The organism is Kitasatospora sp. NPDC059648, from assembly GCF_042734825.1.
Taxonomy (GTDB): Bacteria; Actinomycetota; Actinomycetes; order Streptomycetales; family Streptomycetaceae; genus Kitasatospora.
This window is the reverse complement of the sequence record NZ_JBHWDU010000001.1, coordinates 192,913-212,852: the sequence shown is the minus strand read 5'-3', so window position 1 is coordinate 212,852 and position 19,940 is coordinate 192,913. Positions and strand designations below refer to the sequence as shown.

Here is a 19,940-nt window from a genome sequence, read left to right as displayed (position 1 = left end):
GTCCATCACACGGACCTCATCAGGAGAGTCGAGGCGACCAGCACCAGCGTGCCGCCGAACATGGAGAGCGCGTACGAGCGGACGAAGCCGTTCTGGATCCTCCGCAGCCGGCCGGACAGGCCCCCGATGACGGCGGCCAGACCGTTGACGAAGCCGTCCAGGCCGCGGCTGTCGAAGAAGACCAGGGTCGCGGTGAGCGCCGAGCCCGGCCGCACCAGCACGGCGTGGTTGAAGTCGTCCTGGAGCAGGTCGCGGCGGGCGGCCCGGGTGAGCGGGGAGCCGACCGGCGGCACCACCGGGACGGGCGAGCGCCCGTACATCACGTACGCGAGGCCCAGGCCGGCCAGCATGCAGACCGTGGTCAGCCCGGTGACGGTCCACGGGGCGAGCGGCGAGTCGCCCTCGCTGTGTCCGGTGACCGGCTCCAGCCACTTCACGAAGGAGTCGTTGATGTCGAACAGCGCGCCCGCGAAGACCGAGCCGAACGCCAGCAGCACCATCGGGACCACCATGGTCTTCGGCGCCTCGTGCGGGTGCGGCAGGTCGCCCTTGGCGTCCGGCTGCCAGCGCTTCTCGCCGAAGAACGTCAGCAGCATCACCCTGGTCATGTAGAACGCGGTGATGGCCGCGCCCACCAGCGCGCACAGGCCGAGGATCCAGCCCTCGGTGCCGCCCTTGGCGAAGGCCGCCTCGATGATCCGGTCCTTGGAGAAGAAGCCGGACAGGCCGGGGAAGCCGATGATGGCGAGGTAGCCGAGGCCGAAGGTGGCGAAGGTCCAGGGCATGTGCTTGCGCAGGCCGCCGTAGTGACGCATGTTCACCTCGTCGTCCATGCCGTGCATGACCGACCCGGCGCCGAGGAACAGCCCGGCCTTGAAGAAGCCGTGGGTCACCAGGTGCATGATCGCGAAGACGTAGCCGATCGGGCCCAGGCCGGCCGCCAGCACCATGTAGCCGATCTGCGACATGGTCGAGCCGGCCAGCGCCTTCTTGATGTCGTCCTTGGCGCAACCGACGATCGCACCGAACAGCAGCGTCACCGCGCCGACCACCACCACGGCGGTCCGGGCGCCGGGCGCCAGGTCGAAGATCGCCGCGGAGCGGGTGATCAGGTAGACCCCGGCGGTCACCATGGTGGCCGCGTGGATCAGGGCCGAGACCGGGGTCGGGCCCTCCATCGCGTCCCCGAGCCAGGACTGCAACGGCACCTGCGCCGACTTGCCGCAGGCCGCCAGCAGCAGCAGCAGGCCGATGGCCGTCAGCTTGCCCTCGCTCGCCTCGTGCGCCGCCCCGAAGACCGGGGTGAAGGCGAAGGAACCGAACTCCGCGAACATCAGCATGATCGCGATCGACAGGCCCATGTCGCCGACCCGGTTGACGATGAAGGCCTTCTTCGCCGCCGTCGCCGCGCTCGGCTTGTGCTGCCAGAAGCCGATCAGCAGGTACGAGGCCAGGCCCACGCCCTCCCAGCCGAAGTACAGCAGCAGGTAGTTGTCCGCCAGCACCAGCAGCAGCATGGCGGCCAGGAACAGGTTCAGGTACGCGAAGAAGCGGCGCCGGCGCTCGTCGTGCGCCATGTAGCCCACCGAGTACAGGTGGATCAGCGTGCCCACCCCGGTGATCAGCAGCACGAAGGTCATCGACAACTGGTCCAGCCGGAACGACACGTCCGCCTGGAAGCCGTTCACCGGCACCCAGGTGTAAAGGTGCTCGGTCAGCGTCCGGTGCTCGGCGTCACGGCCGAGCAGGTCCGAGAACAGCGCCAGGCCGAAGCCGAACGAGAGCGCGGCGAGTGCGGTGGCCAGCCAGTGGCCGAACCGGTCGAGTGCCCGGCCGCCCAGCAGCAGCAGGGCGGCGCCGGCCAACGGGGCCGCCACCAGCAGCGGAATGAGAGAGTTCACCGAAGGCCCTCCGCCTACAGCTTCATCAGGTTGCTGTCGTCGACCGAAGCGGAGTGCCTGGTCCGGAAGATGGAGACGATGATGGCGAGGCCGACCACGACCTCGGCCGCCGCGACCACCATCGTGAAGAAGGCGATGATCTGGCCGTCCAGGGTCCCGTGCATCCGGGAGAACGTCACCAGCGCCAGGTTCGAGGCGTTCAGCATCAGCTCGACGCACATGAACAGCACGATCGCGTTGCGCCGGATCAGCACCCCGGACGCCCCGATGGTGAACAACAGGGCCGACAGGTACAGGTAGTTGACCGGGTTCACTGCGCCTCCTCCTCGTCGCTCTCGTGGTTGCCGTGACCATTTGCGCCGGCCGGCTCCAGGGACTTGCGCGGACCGCCCGCCGCGGGCCGCTCCGAGGACGGACGGCCCAGCCAGTCCGCCGTGCTGTTCTCCAGCTCCGCCATCCGCCGCAGCATCGCCTGGCTGACGTCCCGGACCTGACCGCGCTCGCGCAGCGTCGCCATCACCGAGTCCTCGGCGACCGTGCCGTCCGGCAGCAGCGCCGGGACGTCCACCGCGTTGTGCCGCGCGTACACGCCCGGCGCCGGCAGCGGCGGCACCTGGATGTTGTCCCGCACCCGCTGCGCCGCCAGCTCGCGCTGGGTCTTCGGCGCCTTCACGTGCTCGCGGTGGGTCAGCACCATCGCGCCGATCGCCGCGGTGATCAGCAGCGCGCCGGTGACCTCGAAGGCCCACACGTACCGGGTGAAGATCAGCCGGGCCAGAGCCGGCACGTTGCCCTCGGCGTTCGCGTCGGCCAGCCCGGTGAAGTGGTCCAGCCTCGCGTTGGCGATCCCCGCGATCAGCAGCACGCCGAAGCCCAGCCCGCACAGCACCGCCGCGAACCGCTGGCCCTTCAGCTGCTCCCCGGGCCCCTCCTGCCCGTTGGCGGGCAAGGAGGGAGAGTCCTCGCTGGTCACGCCGACCAGCATCACCACGAACAGGAACAGCATCATGATCGCGCCGGTGTAGACCACGATCTGCACCACTCCCAGGAACACCGCGCCCTGGGCCATGTAGCAGACCGCCAGCGCCAGCATGGTGGCCGCCAGGCACAGCGCGCTGTGCACGGCCTTGCGCATCAGCAGCATGCCCAGCGCGCCACCGACCGCGATCACCGCGAGCACCCAGAACTGGACGGCCTCACCCGTGGAGGTCGTCCCGCTCGCCGCCGCCAGATGTGCGATCACGGCCGCACCTCCCTCTCCCGGTCGGTGCGCTCCTGCCGGACCGTCCCCGGCGCCGCCGCGGTGACCTCGCCCCGGTAGTACGCACCCTCGTCGGCGCCCGGGAAGATCGCGTGCGGGGTGTCGACCATGCCCTCGGACAGGCCCACCAGCAGCTGCTCCTTGGTGAAGATCAGGTCCTTGCGGGAGGAGTCGGCCAGCTCGTACTCGTTGGTCATGGTCAGCGCCCGGGTCGGGCAGGCCTCGATGCACAGCCCGCACAGGATGCAGCGGGCGTAGTTGATCTGGTACACCGCGCCGTAGCGCTCACCCGGGGAGTAACGCTCCTCGTCCCGGTTGTCCGCGCCCTCCACGTAGATCGCGTCGGCGGGGCAGGCCCAGGCGCACAGCTCGCAGCCGACGCACTTCTCCAGGCCGTCCGGATGCCGGTTCAGCTGGTGGCGGCCGTGGAAGCGCGGAGCGGTGGGCTTCTTCTGCTCCGGGTACTGCTCGGTGAGCCGCTTCTTGAACATGGCCTTGAAGGTCACGCCGAAGCCGGCGGCCGGGCCGAGGATCGACGGCCGGTCGGCCCGCTCGGGCCGGCCCGTCTGGTCGGACGACATCGCGGATCAGCTCCCTTCGGAATGGTCGGCCCCGTTGAGGGCGTCCTGGAGTTGCTTCGGGGCGCGGCCGGGCCGGCGCGGCACCGGCGGGAGCATCTGGCCGGGCAGCGGCGGCACCGGGTACCCGCCCGCCATCGGGTCGAACTCGCCCCTGGCCGGACCGTCCCCGGCCGCCTCGGCCTCCTCGGGCTGCTTCCGCAGGAAGTCCCGCACCAGCGCCAGCAGCAGGACCGCGCCCACCGGCGCGCCCACGTACAGCACCACCTGGCCGAAGCCGTACCCCTCGTTGCGCAGCGCCCGCACGCTCGCGATCAGCACCAGCCACACCAGCGAGACCGGGATCAGCACCTTCCAGCCCAGCTTCATGAACTGGTCGTAGCGGAACCGGGGCAGCGTGCCGCGCAGCCAGATGAAGAAGAACAGCAGCAGCTGGATCTTCAGCGTGATCCACAGCATCGGCCACCAGCCGTGGTTGGCGCCCGCCCAGAAGGCCGACACCGGCCACGGGGCCCGCCAGCCGCCCAGGAACAGGGTCGAGGCCACCGCCGAGACCGTCACCATGTTGACGTACTCGGCCAGCATGAACATCGCGAACTTCAGCGAGGAGTACTCGGTGTTGAAGCCGCCCACCAGCTCGCCCTCGGCCTCCGGCAGGTCGAACGGCGCCCGGTTGGTCTCGCCCACCATCGCGATGACGTAGACGATGAACGACACCGGCAGCAGCGCCGCGAACCAGGTCGGCTGCTGGTGCGCGACGATCTCCGAGGTCGACATCGAACCCGAGTAGACGAACACCGCCGCGAAGGACAGGCCCATCGCGATCTCGTAGCTGATCATCTGCGCCGAGGAGCGCAGCCCGCCCAGCAGCGGGTACGTCGAACCCGAGGACCAACCCGCCAGCACGATCCCGTAGATGCCCACCGAGGCCGTCGCCAGCACGTACAGCAGCGCCACCGGGAAGTCGGTCAGCTGCAGCGGCGTCCGGGTGCCGAAGACCGACACCTCGTTGCCGGGCGGACCGAACGGGATCACCGCGAAGGCCATGAACGCCGGGATGGCGCAGACGATCGGGGCCAGGACGTAGACCACCTTGTCCGAGCCCTTGACCACCAGGTCTTCCTTCAGCGCCAGCTTCACACCGTCCGCCAGCGACTGCAGCAGGCCCCACGGGCCGTGCCGGTTCGGCCCGATGCGCAACTGCATCCAGGCCACCACCTTGCGCTCCCAGACGATCGCGACCAGCACCGTCAGCACCAGGAACGCGAAGCAGAACACCGCCTTCAGCGCCACCAGCCACCACGGGTCCTGCCCGAAGAAGTGGAGCGTCTCGTACGGCTGCGAAGTCATCGGACCTCCCCTTCCCGGGCCACGGCACCGGCCTCGGAACCGGTGCCGGCCTGCTCCAGCTCGGCCGCGGCGATCGTCACCAGGTGGCCGACGGTGGTGCCGAGCGCGCGATGGGCGCCGCCCGGCGTGGAGTTGAGCGGGATCCAGACCGTGCGGTCCGGCAGCGACTCGGTGATCTCCAGCGGCAGCACCAGCGAACCGGCCGGGCCGGTCAGCCGCAGCGCACCGGCCGCCCGCGCACCCGCCTCCCGCGCACCCGTCTCCTGTGCGCCGACCTCCTGTGCGGTGGCCGGCGAGACCCGGGCCACCGCCCGGTGCCGGGTGCCCGCCAGGTGCGGATCACCCTGCTGCAGCGAGCCCTCGTCCAGCAGCAGGCGCCAACCCGCCAGCACCGCCTGGCCGGTGGCCGGCCGCGGCAGCACACCCGGGTGCGCCGCCGGAGCGGCCGCCCGATCGCCCCGCCACGGCTCGAAGCGGTCCAGCTCCAACCGGGCGGCCCGCACGTCCGCCAGGTCCAGCCGGTGGCCCAGCGCGTCCGCCAGCATCGTCAGCACCCGCAGGTCCGACTGGAGGTGGCGGCCCATCTGCTGGTCCGGCTTCAGCGCGGCTTCGAACATCCGCACCCGGCCCTCCCAGTCCAGGAAGGTGCCCGCCTTCTCCGCCACCGCCGCCACCGGCAGCACCACGTCGGCGCGCTCGGTCACCGCCGACGGACGCAGCTCCAGCGACACCACGAACGCCGCCGCCAACGCCTCCCCGGCCAGCGCCGGATCCGGTAGGTCGTCCGGATCCACCCCGCCGACCAGCAGTGCGTCCAGATCGCCCCGCACGGCCGCGGTCAGGATCTGGCCGGTGTCCCGGCCCGGACGCGACGGCAGCTCCGCCACCCCCCACACCGCGGCCGCATCCGCCCGGGCCGCCGCCGCGGCCACCGGACGGCCGCCCGGCAGCAGGCCCGGCAGCGCACCCGCCTCCACCGCCCCGCGCTCGCCCGCCCGGCGCGGCACCCAGGCCAGCTCGGCCCCGGTCGCGTGCGCCAGCCGCAGCACCGCCGTCAGCGCACCCGGCACCGACGCCAGCCGCTCACCCGCCAGGATCACCGCACCCGGCCGGCGCAGCAGCTCCGCCGCCCGGCCCGCCTCGTCGTTCAACGGCTCGTCCGCGGCCAGCGCCGCGAACCACTCCGGCTCGGTGCCCGGAGCCGCCGGCAGCAGCGCACCGCGCAGCTTCGCCAGCCCCCGGGAGGCGAAGGCCGCCACCGAGAACACCTTCAGGCCGTTCGCCCGGCTCGCCTTCCGCAGCCGCAGGAAGACGATCGGCGACTCCTCCTCCGGCTCGAAACCCGCCAGCAGCACCGCCGGGGCCTGCTCCAGCCGCTCGTAGTCCACGCCGGTGCCGTCCACGTCCACCCCGCGCCCGGCGACCGCCGCGGCCAGGAAGTCCGCCTCCTCACCGCTGTGCGGGCGGGCCCGGAAGTCCACGTCGTTGGTGCCCAGCACCACCCGGGCGAACTTCGCGTAGGCGTACGCGTCCTCCACCGTCACCCGGCCGCCCGCCAGCACGCCCGTACGGGCCCCGCGCAGCCCCTCCGCCGCCCGGGCCAGCGCCTCCGGCCAGGACGCCGGCACCAGCTCGCCGTCCACCCGCACCAGCGGCGTGGTCAGCCGGTCGCGCTGCTGGGCGTAGCGGAAGGCGAACCGGCCCTTGTCGCAGTTCCACTCCTCGTTCACCGCCGGGTCCTCGCCCGCCAGTCGGCGCAGCACCTTGCCCCGCCGGTGGTCGGTGCGCTGGGCGCAGCCCGACGAACAGTGCTCGCACACGCTCGGTGAGGAGGTCAGGTCGAAGGGCCGCGAGCGGAAGCGATAAGCCGCCGAAGTCAGCGCACCCACCGGGCAGATCTGGATGGTGTTCCCGGAGAAGTAGGACTCGAAGTCGTCCCCCACGCCCGTGCCGACCTGTTGCAGCGCCCCGCGCTCCACCAGGTCGATGAACGGGTCCCCGGCGATCTGCTGCGAGAACCGGGTGCAGCGCGCGCACAGCACGCAGCGCTCCCGGTCCAGCAGCACCTGGCTGCTGATCGGCACCGGCTTCTCGTAGGTGCGCTTCATCCCCTCGAAGCGGGAGTCCGCGTCGCCGGTGGACATCGCCTGGTTCTGCAGCGGGCACTCGCCGCCCTTGTCGCAGACCGGGCAGTCCAGGGGATGGTTGATCAGCAGCAGCTCCATCACGCCGCGCTGCGCCTTCTCGGCTACCGGCGAACTCAGCTGGGTGCGCACCACCATGCCCTCGGCGACCGGGACGGTGCAGGAGGCCACCGGCTTGCGCTGGCCCTCGATCTCCACGATGCACTGCCGGCAGGCGCCGGCCGGGTCCAGCAGCGGGTGGTCGCAGAAGCGCGGGATCTGGGTGCCGATGGTCTCGGCCGCCCGGATCACCAAGGTGCCCTTGGGGACCTTCACTTCGACGCCGTCGATGGTGAGCGTGACCAGTTCGACCGCGGCTGTGTCGTTCGTGGAGGCGGTCGGCTCGGTGATCGTCACGCGTGCACCTCCCTTTCGGTGGCGGACTGGTGGCCGGGGCGGGGGCCGTCGGCCCAGACGGTGGAGGCGGCCGGGTCGAACGGGCAGCGGCGCTCGGCCAGGTGCTGCTCGTACTCGGCCCGGAAGTACTTGAGCGAGGAGACGATCGGGCTGGCCGCGCCGTCGCCCAGCGCGCAGAAGGACTTGCCGTTGATGTTGTCGGCGATGTCGAGGAGCTTCTCCAGGTCGCCCTCGACGCCCTCGCCGGCCTCGATCCGCTTCAGCAGCTGGACCAGCCAGTAGGTGCCCTCCCGGCAGGGGGTGCACTTGCCGCAGGACTCGTGGGCGTAGAACTCGGTCCAGCGGGTGACCGCCCGCACCACGCAGGTGGTCTCGTCGAAGACCTGCAGCGCCTTGGTGCCGAGCATCGAGCCGGCCGCGCCGACGCCCTCGTAGTCCAGCGGTACGTCGAGGTGCTCGTCGGTGAACATCGGGGTGGAGGAGCCGCCCGGGGTCCAGAACTTCAACCGGTGTCCGGCCCGGACGCCGCCGCTGAGGTCCAGCAGCTGGCGCAGGGTGATGCCGAGCGGCGCCTCGTACTGGCCCGGGTTGGTGACGTGGCCGGAGAGCGAGTACAGCGTGAAGCCCGGGGACTTCTCGGTGCCGAGGCCCTTGAACCACTCCTTGCCGCGCGCCAGGATCGCCGGCACCGAGGCGATGGACTCGACGTTGTTGACCACCGTCGGACAGGCGTACAGGCCGGCGATCGCCGGGAACGGCGGCCGCAGCCTCGGCTGGCCGCGCCGGCCCTCCAGCGAGTCCAGCAGCGCCGTCTCCTCGCCGCAGATGTACGCGCCGGCGCCGGCGTGCACGGTGATGTCGAGGTTCACGCCGGAGCCGAGGACGTTGCGGCCCAGCAGCCCGGCCTCGTACGCCTCGGCGACGGCCGCGTGCAGGCGGCGCAGCACCGGGACGACCTCGCCGCGCAGGTAGATGAAGGCGTGGTCGCAGCGGATCGCGTAGGAGGCGATCACCATGCCCTCGATCAGCGAGTGCGGGCTGGCGAACAGCAGCGGGATGTCCTTGCAGGTGCCCGGCTCGGACTCGTCGGCGTTGACCACCAGGTAGTGCGGCTTGCCGTCGTTCTGCGGGATGAACTGCCACTTCATCCCGGTGGGGAAGCCCGCGCCGCCGCGGCCGCGCAGGCCGGAGTCCTTGACCAGGGCGATCACGTCGTCCGGGGGCATGGCGAGGGCCGCCTTGAGGCCCTCGTAGCCGTGGTGGCGGCGGTAGGTGGCGAGGGTCCACGGGCGGCTGTCGTCCCAGGAGTCGGACAGGACGGGGGTGAGCAGCTTCTCGGCCGGCTCGGCGGAGGTCATCACGCTTCGGTCCCTTCCTGGCCGTCGGCCTTGCCCTCGTGGCGGAGCTCGTCGTGGCGGAGCTCGTCGTGGCGGAGCTCGTCGTGGCGGAGTTCCTCGTGGCGGGGGGAGACGACCTTGGCGCCCGGGGTGCCGGGGAGGGCCTCACCGCGGGCCAGCCGCAGGCCGGCCAGCGAGGGGGCGCCGCCCGCGCCGGACTCGTCGTTGGCGCCGGGGCGCTCGTCGGGGAAGCCCGCCAGGATCCGGGCGGTCTCCTTGAAGCCGCACAGCCGGGCGCCGCGGGTGGGCCGCACCTCGCGGCCCGCCCGCAGGTCGTCCACCAGCTGCCGGGCGCTCTCCGGGGTCTGGTCGTCGAAGAACTCCCAGTTGACCATCACCACGGGGGCGTAGTCGCAGGCGGCGTTGCACTCGATGTGCTCGATCGAGATCCCGCCGTCCTCGGTGGTCTCGTTGTTGCCGATCCCCAGGTGCTGCTGGAGCTCGGCGAAGATCTGGTCGCCGCCGAGCACCGCGCACAGGGTGTTGGTGCAGACCCCGACGTGGTATTTCCCGGCCGGGCGCCGCCGGTACATCGTGTAGAAGGTGGCGACGGCGGTGACCTCGGCGGTGGTGAGGTCCAACTGCTCGGCGCAGAAGCGGATCCCGGTCGGGCTGACGAAGCCCTCCTCGGCCTGCACCAGGTGCAGCAGCGGCAGCAGCGCCGAACGGGCCTGGGGGTAGCGGCCGATCAGCTCGGCGGCGTCGGCGGCGAGCCGGGCGCGCACCTCCTCGGGGTAGGGCGGGGCCGGCAGCGCCGGCAGTCCGAGTTCGACGTTGGTCACCGGTCCACGCCTCCCATCACCGGGTCGATCCCGGCCACCGCGACGATCACGTCGGCCACCTGGCCGCCCTCGCACATCGCCGCCATCGTCTGCAGATTGGTGAACGACGGATCCCGGAAATGGACCCGGTACGGGCGCGTCCCGCCGTCGCTGACCACGTGCACGCCCAGCTCGCCCTTGGGCGACTCGACCGCCGCGTACGCCTGGCCGACCGGGACCCGGAAGCCCTCGGTGACCAGCTTGAAGTGGTGGATCAGGGCCTCCATCGAGGTGCCCATGATCTTGCGGATGTGGTCGAGCGAGTTGCCCAGGCCGTCGGGCCCGACGGCCAGTTGGGCGGGCCAGGCGATCTTCTTGTCGGCCACCATGACCGGGCCCGGGCGCAGCCGGTCCAGACACTGCTCGACGATCCGCAGCGACTGCTTCATCTCCTCCAGGCGGATCAGGAAGCGGCCGTAGGAGTCGGCGGTGTCCGCGGTGACGACCTCGAAGTCGTAGTCCTGGTAGCCGCAGTACGGGTCGGTCTTGCGCAGGTCGTGCGGCAGGCCGGTGGCCCGCAGGATCGGGCCGGTGGCGCCGAGGGCCAGGCAGCCGGCCAGGTCCAGGAAGCCGACGTCGACCAGGCGGGCCTTGAACACCGGGTTGGTGGTGGCGAGTTTGTCGTACTCGTGCATCCGGGAGCGGAAGGTGCGGACCGCCTCGCGGATCTGGTCCACCGCGCCCGGGGGCAGGTCCTGGGCCAGCCCGCCGGGGCGCACGTACGCGTGGTTCATGCGCAGTCCGGTGACCAGCTCGAAGACGTCCAGGATCAGTTCGCGGTCCCGGAAGCCGTAGATCATCAGGGTGGTGGAGCCGATCTCCATGCCCCCGGTGGCCAGGCAGACCAGGTGCGAGGCGATCCGGTTGAGCTCCATCATCATCACGCGGATGACGTTGGCCCGTTCCGGGACGTCGCCGGTGATGCCGAGCAGCTTCTCGACCGCCAGGCAGTAGGCGGTCTCGTTGAACAGCGGGGTCAGGTAGTCCATGCGGGTCACGAAGGTGGTGCCCTGGACCCAGCTGCGGAACTCCATGTTCTTCTCGATGCCGGTGTGGAGGTAGCCGATGCCGCAGCGGGCCTCCTTCACCGTCTCGCCGTCGATCTCCAGGATCAGCCGCAGCACGCCGTGGGTGGACGGGTGCTGGGGGCCCATGTTGACGATGATGCGCTCGTCGTCGGCCCGGCCGACCGCCTCGACCACCTCGCCCCAGTCGCCGCCGGTGACGGTGAAGACCCGGCCCTCGGTGGTCTCGCGGGCGTCTGCTTCCTCGTAGTGCTGGGTGCTCATCAGCTGTACGACCTCCGCTGGTCGGGTGCCGGGATCTGGGCGCCCTTGTACTCGACGGGGATGCCGCCGAGCGGGTAGTCCTTGCGCTGCGGGTGCCCCAGCCAGTCGTCCGGCATCATGATCCGGGTGAGCGCCGGGTGGCCGTCGAAGACCAGGCCGAAGAAGTCGTAGGCCTCGCGCTCGTGCCAGTCGTTGGTCGGGTAGACGCTCACCACGGAGGGGATGCGCGGGTCGGCGTCCGGCGCGGTGACCTCCAGCCGGATCAGCCGGCCGTGGGTGATCGAGCGCAGGTGGTAGACCGCGTGCAGCTCGCGGCCCTTGTCGCCGGGGTAGTGCACTCCGCTGACGCCCAGGCACAGTTCGAAGCGCAGCGCCGGGTCGTCGCGCAGGATGCGCACGGCCTTCAGGAGGTGGGCGCGGTCGAGGTGGAAGGTCAGCTCGCCGCGGTCGACCACGGTCTTGTCGATCACCTCGGCCGGGTCCAGGCCCTGCTCCTCCAGGGCGCCCTCGAACTCGTCGGCCATTTCGTCGAACCAGCCGCCGTACGGGCGTTCACTCGGGCCGGGCAGCACGATCGGGGCGGACAGGCCGCCGAAGCCGGAGGTGTCGCCGCTGCCCCGGGTGCCGAACATGCCCTGGCGGCGGCCGACCACCTCGACCGGGATCTCGCGCACCGGCTGCGCACGGCGGGTCTCGGGTACCTGCTCGTTCATCGCAGCTGCCCCCGCATCTCGCTGACCGGGGTGGCCTTGAGGGCCAGGGCCTCGCCGAGTTCCTCGGCGCGGCGCCGGTTCACGCCCAGCGGCTCGTGCTGGATCTTGTCGTGCAGCTTCAGGATGGCGTCCATCAGCATCTCCGGGCGGGGCGGGCAACCGGGCAGGTAGATGTCCACCGGGACGATGTGGTCGACGCCCTGGACGATCGCGTAGTTGTTGAACATCCCGCCGGAGGAGGCGCAGACGCCCATCGAGATGACCCACTTCGGGTTGGCCATCTGGTCGTACACCTGGCGCAGCACCGGGGCCATCTTCTGACTCACCCGGCCCGCCACGATCATCAGATCGGCCTGCCGGGGGGATCCCCGGAAGACCTCCATGCCGAACCGGGCCAGGTCGTAGCGGCCGGCGCCGGTGGTCATCATCTCGATCGCGCAGCAGGCCAGACCGAAGGTGGCCGGGAAGAGTGACGCCTTGCGCACCCAGCCGGCGGCCGTCTCCACGGTCGTGAGCAGAAAGCCGCTCGGCAGCTTCTCCTCGATTCCCATCAGATCCCTCTCAATGCCCTCAAGTCCTCTGGTACTTCCGGCGATGCGCCCGGTGAGCCTCCGGGGTGCGCCCGGGGAGCCCGGGAGAACGTCCGGGGAGCCCGGGAGGACGTCCGGCTCGTTGGAGCTTGTCCGCTCGTTCACAAGGGCGGCGGCGCCGCCCCCGGCTCAGTCCCGCTCCAGGGCTCAGTCCCACTCCAGGCCGCCGCGGCGCCAGACGTAGGCGTAGGCGACGAAGACGGTGGCGATGAACAGGAGCATCTCGACCAACCCGAAGATCCCCAGGGCGTCGAAGGTCACCGCCCAGGGGTAGAGGAAGACGATCTCGATGTCGAAGACGATGAAGAGCATCGCCGTCAGGTAGTACTTGATCGGGAACCGACCGCCGCCCACGGGCTGCGGGGTCGGCTCGATGCCGCACTCGTACGCCTCCAACTTGGCCCGGTTGTAGCGCTTGGGGCCGGTGAGTGAGGCCATCACGACGGAACCGACCGCGAACGCCGCCGCGATGGCACCGAGTACGAGGATCGGCGCGTAGGCATTCATAGCCCCCGCTCCCTCCGTCCAGTCGTCCTTGACTGCAGATCGGAACCGACGGGTCACGCTGAGGTGAACCCGCGTTCCAGTTCCCGGGATCCACCTCATGTGAGGCAGTTCACAAAGCCTGGAACGAGCGCATCCTATGCCCGGTAGCTTGTGATCTGCGACACGCAGTTCGTCGCCATCTTTGTGATCTACGACACCATGTGAATGGTCGCGAATGTGAACATGCCCAGAGTTGTCGACGTAAAGGAGTCAAATGGTCACAAGCAGTCGCATTTATCTTTGAAGCGACTGGTCAGGGACGGGTTCCTATATCAACTATGCGTCGCGAGTGGCAAATTTCCGGACGTCATGTTGACGTGTTATGGGGGCTCACTCGGAGGGGTGGTGAGGGGAGGAACGCTTGCTTGACCCTTCGTTCACAAGCGCGCGAAGTTGTCGTGGGGTCCTCTCCCCCCTCCCCGCCCGCCGCCCGCCGCCCGCCGCCCGCCGCCCGCCGCCCGCCGCCCGCCGCCCGCCGCCCGCGCCAGGGTTCCCCACCTGCTGCCGGTGTCACGTGCGCTGAGCCGGCCGGTCTCAGCGCGGAGCTGCTGCGCGCTCGCAGCTCCGGCAGCCTGTTGGGTGGGGCCCTGGGGCCTGCCCTCGCCCTCGTCCTCCTCCACCGCCTATCGCGGCTCTGCGTTCCGTTGCGGGCGGCCCGACGTCCTGGTGCGGCCCTCGAATCCCTCAGCCCGCCTCCACCTCTGGCGTCGCCCTCCTCTCGTTCGCGGGGCTCACCCTTGTGCGGGCCTCCTCCCGTGATCCGCTTACGCTCTGCGGGCCAGGCAGCCGGTTACCGGTTACTGGCTGCCCGTTCCCACACCCAGGCCGCGACGCCCACCCGGTTGCGGGCGCGGAGCTTGCGCTGGATGTTGGCGAGGTGGTTCTTCACCGTTCCCGGTGAGATGAAGAGCCCGGCGCCGATCTCGGCATTGGTCGCTCCGTCGGCCACCAGCTCAGCGATCTCTCTTTCTCTCTCGGTCAGTTCCTCCGCCGGGCCGGCTATCAATGGGCCTGACGCACCTACCGCGGCCGCGGGCCCGGGCGCCGGGCCGGAACCGGGCAGCGCCATGTGCTGCAACAGCCGGACCGTGATCTGTGGGCTGATCATCGCGTCGCCGGCCATCGCCGCCCGGACCGCCTCGATCAGCAGTACCGGCCCGGAACGCTTCAGCAAGAAGCCCGCCGCACCGTGCCGCAAGGCCGTGTACACGTACTCGTCCAGGTCGAAGGTGGTCACCACGATCACCTTGCACTGGCCGGCCAGCTGCCTCGTGACCTCCAAGCCGTCCAGCTTCGGCATCCGGATGTCCGCGAGCACCACGTCCGGCCGCAGCCTCTTCGCCTCCTCCACCGCGGCGGCGCCGTCCGCCGCCTCGGCCACCACCGCCATGTCCGGCTGGGCGTCCAGGATCATCCGGAACGCGCTTCGGACTTCGGCCTGGTCGTCCGCGACCAGGATCCGGATCGGCCTTGCACTGTTGCTCATCTGCTCTTCTCCCCTGCACCCGCACTGGTCCTCATCGGGGTCTCCGAACGCTCCGGTTCCGCCCGCCCCGCCAGTGGCAGCCTCGCCGTCACGCGCCAGTCCTCCTGCCCGTGCGGACCTGCGTCGAACGCGCCGCCCAGAGCCTCCACTCGCGCTGCCAGTCCTGCCAGTCCGCTGCCGCCGCCACGGCGGGGGCGGGCGACCGGACCCGGCGCCCGGCCGTCGTTCGTCACGGTCAGCTCCAGCCATTCACCGGTGCAGCTGGCCCGGACGTCGATACGGCGGGCGCCCCGGGCGTGCCGTCGGACGTTGGTCAGCGCCTCGACGACGATCCGGTGGACCGTCCCACCCGCCTCGCGCGGGACCGGCTGGTCCGGCAGCACCAGCTGGACCGCGGCACCACCGGCGGCCGTGAACTGCTCGGCCACTTGGACCAGTTCGGCGAGGCCCGGCTGTGGACTGCGGCCTCCCGCCTCCTCGCTGCGAAGCAGCTGCACGGTTCGGTCCAACGAGGCCAGGGCCCGCTGCCCTGCCTGTTCTATCCGCTCGAACATCTCGGCCGTCCGGGCCGGGTCGACGGAGGCCAGATACGCCCCCGCCTGCGCCTGGGCGACCATGCCGCTGACGTCGTGCGCGACGAAGTCGTGGAGGTCGTGTGCCAGCTCGATCCGCTGAGCACGCCTGGCCTCGGCGACCGCACGGGCCCGGCCCTCGTCCAGACCGCGCAGGTAGAGGCCGATCAGCACCGTCGGCAGGGCCAGCATCGATCCGAACCCGAAGAGCGTGAGCGCGTCGACGGGCCCGTCGAACCGGGACGGCCAGAGCGCGACCGCTCCGCATGCCGTCCAAGCGGCCGCCGCACACCGCGGGCCGTCCTCGGCGCGCAGGCTGAGGAGCACCGCCAGCAGCAGGCCCGCCAGTTCGGCCAGGCCGACCAGTCCGGTCCAGCGGTCCGCCTCCGCCCAGTGGCCGGCGAACCAGACGACGAACGAGACCGCCACCGACACCGCGCCCAGCGCGGTGGTCACCGCCGCCGGTCCGTAACGGCCGCGGAGCAGCCAGGCCGGCAGCAGCAACGCCGGGACGGCCAAGGACAGGAGCTGAGTCATCGTCACCGCCTCTCGTGAACTCTTCGACTGCCGTCACATTACGACGGGCCGAAGCCGGTCCACCTGTGCCGATCGGCATATTTCACAGTCCGGTTGAGCAGGGGGAACAGCCCGATCGGCACTGCCGCAGCCCCCTGGTGGACCTCCAGTCTTGAGTCATCGCACCGGCCGAGGGGGCCGGGCCGAAAGGAGCGCACCGTGTCGAAGCTCGCGATCAACTCCCGCGTCGCTGCCACCCACCGAGGCCGTGCTGCCGGAGCGGCGGGCGTGGCCGTCGAGCCCGCGCCCCGCTGGGCTCAGCTGGCCGCCAAAGCCGCCGCCCTGAGCACCGTCCCCTCGGGGGTGTGGCGGATCGTCTTCGGCTTCGGCGTCCCGGTCGGCTTCAGCGGGGCGACGGCCGCGGCCTTCGAAGCGCACCAGCCGGGTTGGGGCACGGTCTACTGCGTGGTGCTGAGCGCCCTGACGGAGGCACTGGCCTTCCTGACCCTGGGCCTGGTGCGATCCTGGGGGCTGGTGGCGCCCCGGTGGATCCCGCTGATCGGCGGCCGCCGGGTCCAGCCGCTCGCCGCGATCGTGCCGGCTCTGCTGGGTTCGGCGATACTCACCTCCCTCGGCTTGGAGGGGTTGTTCGGCCGCTGGGCCCACAACCTGGCCGATCCGGATGCGCCGCACGGATTCGCCGGCCTGGTGATGACGGCCGCGTACCTTCCTCTGGTGGCCTGGGGTCCGCTGCTCGGCGCAGTCACCGTCGACTACGCCCGTCGGACGCTGTGGCGGCGCCGGTGACCACGACGACGGATCACGCCGGGGTGGACTCCCGGGTCTGCCTCCCGGTCCTCGCGTCCGCCGCCGCACCTGCCTCCTCCTCGCCCCTGGCCGGGCGCGGTGCGGGGGCGGTGCGCCGACCCCACTCGGTGGCGAACAGCACCAGGGCCCCGCCGAGCAGGGCGAGCGGGCCCATCCGGTTCCCGGCGACGGTGATGCCGAAGACCGCGGCCCACAGCGGTTCTGTACCGAGCAGCAGGCTCACCCGGGACGGCGAAGTCGCCCGGACGGCCCACATCTGAACGAAGAAGGCGAAGAGCGTGCAGAACAAGGACAGGTGCAGCAGCCAGGCCCACTGGCCGGCTCCGTACGAGAGCGCGACGGTCCACGGGGCGGGGCCGACGGCGAATGCGACGACGGCGAACACTGCGCTGGCAACCGCCAGTTGGATCCAGGTGACGGCGAGCATGTCGGTGTCGCGAACGGCCCGGGTGCGGGCCATGGCGAGGACGTACGCGGAACGGACCAGGGCGGCGCCGAGTACAAGGAGGTCGCCGAGGGTCGGAGGGTGCAGCCCGCCGTCGCCGGTGAGCAGGGCGACGCCGAGGACGGCCAGCCCGGCAGCCGCGAGGAAGGCTCGTGGTGGTGCGGTCCGGCCGAGGGCGCTCTCGCCGAGCGGGGTGAGCACCATGGCGAGGCTGATGATCAGCCCGGCGTTGGTGGCGGAGGTGTGCACAGCGCCATAGGTCTCCAGCAGGAAGATGCCGCTGAGGACGAGGCCCAGTGCGCCGCCGCCGAGCCACTCGGCGCGCGTCAGCTTCCGCAGGGCCCGCCACGCAGCCAGCCCGAGCAGCGGCAGCACCAGCCCGAAGCGCAGCACGAGCATCGCCACGACCGTCCCGGGCTCGGCCACCCGTTGGACGGCGAGGAAGCTCGATCCCCAGACCACTGCCACCAGCAGGACCGGCAGATCACGAAGAACCGACGAGGACGAGGACAGGGAGGCACGCATGAGGAGGATCCCTCCGAGCGAACGGAACCGGCGGGTGCGAGGACCGTACGGCGTCGGACGGACCCAGGAGCTGGGCGTGTGGCTCAGCGGCGGACGGGGTGAGGGGTGGAGCAAGGGGGCGCCATCCTCGCGCACCAGGCCGCCGGTGATCAATGCCCCGGCCGGGTGCCGACGGGTCAGGAGGCGAGCAGGCCGTTCGCGTCGGCAATGGCCTCGATGTCGGCTGGGCTGCCGGACATGATGGCTCGGACCTGCTCGGTGACGAGTTCGACCGGCCAGTCCCACCAGGCGGCGCGGAGCAGGCGTTCGATGTCGGCGTCGTCGAAGCGGCGCCGGATCGGACGGGCGGGGTTGCCGCCGACGATCGTGTAGGGCTCGACGTCGGCGGTGACCATCGCACCGGCCGCGATGATCGCTCCGTCGCCGATCCGGACGCCAGGCAGGACGGTGGCGCCGAAGCCGAACCAGACGTCGTTGCCGACCACGGTGTCGCCCCGGCTGGGGAGACCCGTGACGATGTCGAGGGTCTGCTCCGTCCAGCTGCCGCCGAACATCGTGAAGGGGAAGGTGGACACACCGATGGTCGGATGGGCGGCCCCGGCCATCAGGAAGCGGGTTCCGGTGGCGATCGCGCAGTACTTGCCGATCACCAGCCGTTCGGGCCCGTAGGCGTAGAGGACGTTGCGCTCCTCGAAGCGGGTGGCCCCGTCGGGGTCGTCGAAGTAGGTGTACTCACCGACCTCGATCCTCGGGTCGGCGACAAGCGGGCGCAGCAGGACCACCCGGTCGTGGCCGGTGAGCGGGTGGAGAACGGTCGGGTCGGGGATGGCGGTGGCGGTCACACAGGCTCCTCTCGTAATGCGACTCAGGTCGCATTAAGATGAGCATGGCATGATCGCCACCCCGCAGCAAGTCTTAATGCGACTGGAGTCGACTTTGAGCGAGCCCACCCACCCCGACCAGCACCCCCGCACGCCGTCCCCGCGTCCAGGCGGCCGCAGCGCCCGGGTCCGTGCGGACGTGGTCGCCGCCACGCTCGCCGAGGTCACGGAGAAGGGCTACGACAGCCTCACCGTGGAGGCGGTCGCAGCCCGGTCCGGCGTCCACAAGGCGACCCTCTACCGGCGCTGGGGCGGGGTCGACGGACTGGTCGCGGACGCCCTGGCCGCCTCGGCCGACCAGCCCTGGCCGCTGCCCGACACCGGAGACCTCCAGGAGGACCTCCGCCGGATCACCCAGGAGGTGTTCACCGTCTTCACCGACCCCGAGCAGAGCCCCACACCCACCGCGCTGATCTACGCCGCCCAGCGCTCCGACGCCGGGGCGGCAGCCCTTCGCGAGTTCTTCGCGGCCCGTCACCGCCAGGCCGCCGAAGTCGCCCAACGGGCTGTCGCCCGAGGCGAGTTGTCGGCCGGGACGGACGGCGCCGAGATCATCAGGGCCGCCACCGCCCCGCTCTACTACCGACTGTTCGTCACCGGCGAACCACTGGAAGCCCGCACCGCCGAACGGGCCGCCGACGCCGCCGCCCTGGCCGCCCGCGCCGGGCTGTTCACCTCCGCCCCGGCCGACCCGGAGCCCGACACCGCCCCGACCGACCCGGAGCCCGACACCGCGCCGAACGCCCCCACCCCATAGCCGCAGGCCGGCAACCCAACACGTCGGCAACCCAACACGTCAGCAGGCCAGCAGCCCCGGTCGGCCACTCCCGCAAGCCAGCCGACCGGCCGTCAACACCACGCGACCAAAGGAGCCCCAGCCGCCCCGACCCCCTACCGGAGACCCACCCGGCCGTGGATGATGCCTCCATGACAAGCATGCCGTCCACCACCCCACGGAAGGCCCGTCACGTGAAGCGCAAGCACTGGGCGCTGGTCGCCGCCGCCACCGTTCTCCCGCTCGCCGTGAGCACCGGCACCGCCGTCGCGGCACCATCCGGCGCCAGCCCCGCTCAGGGTGCGGCCTGCACCTACACACCCGCCGTCCCGGCCGACAACTTCAAGGGCATCCCGGCCTTCGACGCCCAGCAGGCCGCCCGCCCCTACCACGCGACCCTCCGGACCAACCAGGGCCCGATCACCTTCGAGGCGCTGACCGACAAGGCGCCCTGCACCACCTTCTCGTTCCGGTTCCTCGCCGAGCACGACTACTTCGACCGCAGCCACTGCCACCGCCTCACCACCCAGCGGATCTACGTCCTGCAGTGCGGGGACCCGACCGGGACGGGCAGCGGCGGTCCGGGCTACTCCTTCCCGGACGAGAACCTGACCGGTGCCACCTACCCTGCGGGCACCGTGGCCATGGCCAACGCCGGTCCGAACACCAATGGCAGCCAGTTCTTCATCGTCTGGAAGGACACCAAGCTCTCCCCCGCCTACACCCCGTTCGGCCGGGTCACGGCCGGCCTCGACGTCCTGCAGAAGATCGCCGCCGCCGGCGAGGACGACCAGAACGGCCCCGGCGACGGCTACCCCAAGGTCCCCGTGAACATCCGCAACGTGCAGATCAGCAAGCACTGACTGTCAGCCGACCGGCGGGAGGGCCGGGCGCAGCCGCCCGGCTCCACCCCCCGTTGCCGCTCC

19 protein-coding genes are annotated in these 19,940 nt (G+C 71.2%); 3 read left to right on the top strand and 16 right to left on the bottom strand.

All coding sequences use genetic code 11. From position 1 onward, the window contains the following. Positions 1–5: 5 nt before the first annotated feature. From nuoL to ACFV1W_RS00955, 14 genes are all read right to left on the bottom strand, one after another. Complete coding sequence (gene nuoL, locus ACFV1W_RS01020) at positions 6–1,901, bottom strand: NADH-quinone oxidoreductase subunit L (RefSeq protein ID WP_380411639.1); 1,896 nt, start codon at positions 1,899–1,901, stop codon at positions 6–8. Positions 1,902–1,915: 14 nt separating this feature from the next. Then, a complete protein-coding gene (nuoK, locus tag ACFV1W_RS01015) occupies positions 1,916–2,215 on the bottom strand; it encodes an NADH-quinone oxidoreductase subunit NuoK (protein ID WP_030235394.1) in 300 nt (99 codons plus the stop codon). Further along, complete coding sequence (locus tag ACFV1W_RS01010; RefSeq protein WP_380411882.1) at positions 2,212–3,141, bottom strand: NADH-quinone oxidoreductase subunit J; 930 nt, start codon at positions 3,139–3,141, stop codon at positions 2,212–2,214. The genes nuoK and ACFV1W_RS01010 overlap by 4 nt, the downstream gene beginning before the upstream one ends. After that, on the bottom strand, positions 3,141–3,743 hold the full coding sequence (gene nuoI / locus ACFV1W_RS01005) for an NADH-quinone oxidoreductase subunit NuoI (protein WP_380411636.1): 603 nt from the start codon (positions 3,741–3,743) through the stop codon (positions 3,141–3,143). Before nuoI ends, ACFV1W_RS01010 begins: the two co-directional genes overlap by 1 nt. Before the next feature lie 6 nt (positions 3,744–3,749). Then, entirely contained in the window at positions 3,750–5,090 is a 1,341-nt protein-coding gene (gene nuoH / locus ACFV1W_RS01000; protein ID WP_380411634.1) for an NADH-quinone oxidoreductase subunit NuoH, read from the bottom strand. Beyond that, complete coding sequence (locus ACFV1W_RS00995) at positions 5,087–7,630, bottom strand: NADH-quinone oxidoreductase subunit G (protein ID WP_380411632.1); 2,544 nt, start codon at positions 7,628–7,630, stop codon at positions 5,087–5,089. The genes nuoH and ACFV1W_RS00995 overlap by 4 nt, the downstream gene beginning before the upstream one ends. After that, positions 7,627–8,988: an NADH-quinone oxidoreductase subunit NuoF gene (gene nuoF / locus ACFV1W_RS00990; protein ID WP_380411630.1), complete on the bottom strand. Its 1,362-nt coding sequence runs from the start codon at positions 8,986–8,988 to the stop codon at positions 7,627–7,629. The genes ACFV1W_RS00995 and nuoF overlap by 4 nt, the downstream gene beginning before the upstream one ends. Further along, on the bottom strand, positions 8,988–9,809 hold the full coding sequence (gene nuoE, locus ACFV1W_RS00985; protein WP_380411627.1) for an NADH-quinone oxidoreductase subunit NuoE: 822 nt from the start codon (positions 9,807–9,809) through the stop codon (positions 8,988–8,990). The genes nuoF and nuoE overlap by 1 nt, the downstream gene beginning before the upstream one ends. Then, positions 9,806–11,137 (bottom strand): NADH-quinone oxidoreductase subunit D, encoded by a 1,332-nt coding sequence (locus ACFV1W_RS00980; RefSeq protein ID WP_380411625.1) that lies wholly within the window; start codon positions 11,135–11,137, stop codon positions 9,806–9,808. Before ACFV1W_RS00980 ends, nuoE begins: the two co-directional genes overlap by 4 nt. Further along, positions 11,137–11,850, bottom strand: a complete 714-nt coding sequence (locus ACFV1W_RS00975) for an NADH-quinone oxidoreductase subunit C (RefSeq protein ID WP_380411622.1) — start codon at positions 11,848–11,850, stop codon at positions 11,137–11,139. Before ACFV1W_RS00975 ends, ACFV1W_RS00980 begins: the two co-directional genes overlap by 1 nt. Next, on the bottom strand, positions 11,847–12,401 hold the full coding sequence (locus ACFV1W_RS00970) for an NADH-quinone oxidoreductase subunit B family protein (protein WP_030286559.1): 555 nt from the start codon (positions 12,399–12,401) through the stop codon (positions 11,847–11,849). Before ACFV1W_RS00970 ends, ACFV1W_RS00975 begins: the two co-directional genes overlap by 4 nt. Positions 12,402–12,587: 186 nt before the next feature. Next, positions 12,588–12,947, bottom strand: a complete 360-nt coding sequence (locus ACFV1W_RS00965) for an NADH-quinone oxidoreductase subunit A (protein WP_030060100.1) — start codon at positions 12,945–12,947, stop codon at positions 12,588–12,590. Positions 12,948–13,776: 829 nt separating this feature from the next. Beyond that, on the bottom strand, positions 13,777–14,472 hold the full coding sequence (locus ACFV1W_RS00960) for a response regulator (protein WP_380411620.1): 696 nt from the start codon (positions 14,470–14,472) through the stop codon (positions 13,777–13,779). Beyond that, positions 14,469–15,581, bottom strand: a complete 1,113-nt coding sequence (locus ACFV1W_RS00955; protein ID WP_380411618.1) for a sensor histidine kinase — start codon at positions 15,579–15,581, stop codon at positions 14,469–14,471. Before ACFV1W_RS00955 ends, ACFV1W_RS00960 begins: the two co-directional genes overlap by 4 nt. A gap of 198 nt (positions 15,582–15,779) precedes the next feature. Here ACFV1W_RS00955 and ACFV1W_RS00950 point away from each other — a divergent pair, with 198 nt between their 5' ends. Continuing rightward, positions 15,780–16,367 carry a hypothetical protein gene (locus ACFV1W_RS00950; protein WP_380411616.1) on the top strand — a complete coding sequence of 196 codons (588 nt, stop codon included), beginning with the start codon at positions 15,780–15,782 and terminating at the stop codon, positions 16,365–16,367. Between the two features lie 13 nt (positions 16,368–16,380). Here ACFV1W_RS00950 and ACFV1W_RS00945 read toward each other — a convergent pair whose 3' ends face one another. Both ACFV1W_RS00945 and ACFV1W_RS00940 read right to left on the bottom strand, forming a co-directional pair. Beyond that, positions 16,381–17,358, bottom strand: coding sequence for a DMT family transporter (locus ACFV1W_RS00945; protein ID WP_380411614.1), 978 nt, complete (start codon positions 17,356–17,358; stop codon positions 16,381–16,383). Between the two features lie 176 nt (positions 17,359–17,534). Then, positions 17,535–18,200: a CatB-related O-acetyltransferase gene (locus tag ACFV1W_RS00940; RefSeq protein ID WP_380411613.1), complete on the bottom strand. Its 666-nt coding sequence runs from the start codon at positions 18,198–18,200 to the stop codon at positions 17,535–17,537. A 94-nt stretch (positions 18,201–18,294) separates the two neighbouring features. Between ACFV1W_RS00940 and ACFV1W_RS00935 the strand changes: the two genes are divergently transcribed. Continuing rightward, entirely contained in the window at positions 18,295–18,996 is a 702-nt protein-coding gene (locus ACFV1W_RS00935; RefSeq protein ID WP_380411610.1) for a TetR/AcrR family transcriptional regulator, read from the top strand. Positions 18,997–19,166: 170 nt separating this feature from the next. Next, complete coding sequence (locus tag ACFV1W_RS00930; RefSeq protein WP_380411607.1) at positions 19,167–19,877, top strand: peptidylprolyl isomerase; 711 nt, start codon at positions 19,167–19,169, stop codon at positions 19,875–19,877. The last annotated feature ends 63 nt before the right edge of the window (positions 19,878–19,940 follow it).

Bases quoted from the DNA above. Each gene is read 5' to 3' on its own strand.
- nuoI (WP_380411636.1), bottom strand. From the start codon at position 3,743: ATGTCGTCCGACCAGACGGGCCGGCCCGAGCGGGCCGACCGGCCGTCG.
- nuoH (WP_380411634.1), bottom strand. From the start codon at position 5,090: ATGACTTCGCAGCCGTACGAGACGCTCCACTTCTTCGGGCAGGACCCG.
- nuoF (WP_380411630.1), bottom strand. From the start codon at position 8,988: ATGACCTCCGCCGAGCCGGCCGAGAAGCTGCTCACCCCCGTCCTGTCC.
- ACFV1W_RS00980 (WP_380411625.1), bottom strand. From the start codon at position 11,137: ATGAGCACCCAGCACTACGAGGAAGCAGACGCCCGCGAGACCACCGAG.
- ACFV1W_RS00975 (WP_380411622.1), bottom strand. From the start codon at position 11,850: ATGAACGAGCAGGTACCCGAGACCCGCCGTGCGCAGCCGGTGCGCGAG.
- ACFV1W_RS00970 (WP_030286559.1), bottom strand. From the start codon at position 12,401: ATGGGAATCGAGGAGAAGCTGCCGAGCGGCTTTCTGCTCACGACCGTG.
- ACFV1W_RS00965 (WP_030060100.1), bottom strand. From the start codon at position 12,947: ATGAATGCCTACGCGCCGATCCTCGTACTCGGTGCCATCGCGGCGGCG.
- ACFV1W_RS00960 (WP_380411620.1), bottom strand. From the start codon at position 14,472: ATGAGCAACAGTGCAAGGCCGATCCGGATCCTGGTCGCGGACGACCAG.
- ACFV1W_RS00955 (WP_380411618.1), bottom strand. From the start codon at position 15,581: ATGACTCAGCTCCTGTCCTTGGCCGTCCCGGCGTTGCTGCTGCCGGCC.
- ACFV1W_RS00945 (WP_380411614.1), bottom strand. From the start codon at position 17,358: ATGCGTGCCTCCCTGTCCTCGTCCTCGTCGGTTCTTCGTGATCTGCCG.
- ACFV1W_RS00930 (WP_380411607.1), top strand. From the start codon at position 19,167: ATGACAAGCATGCCGTCCACCACCCCACGGAAGGCCCGTCACGTGAAG.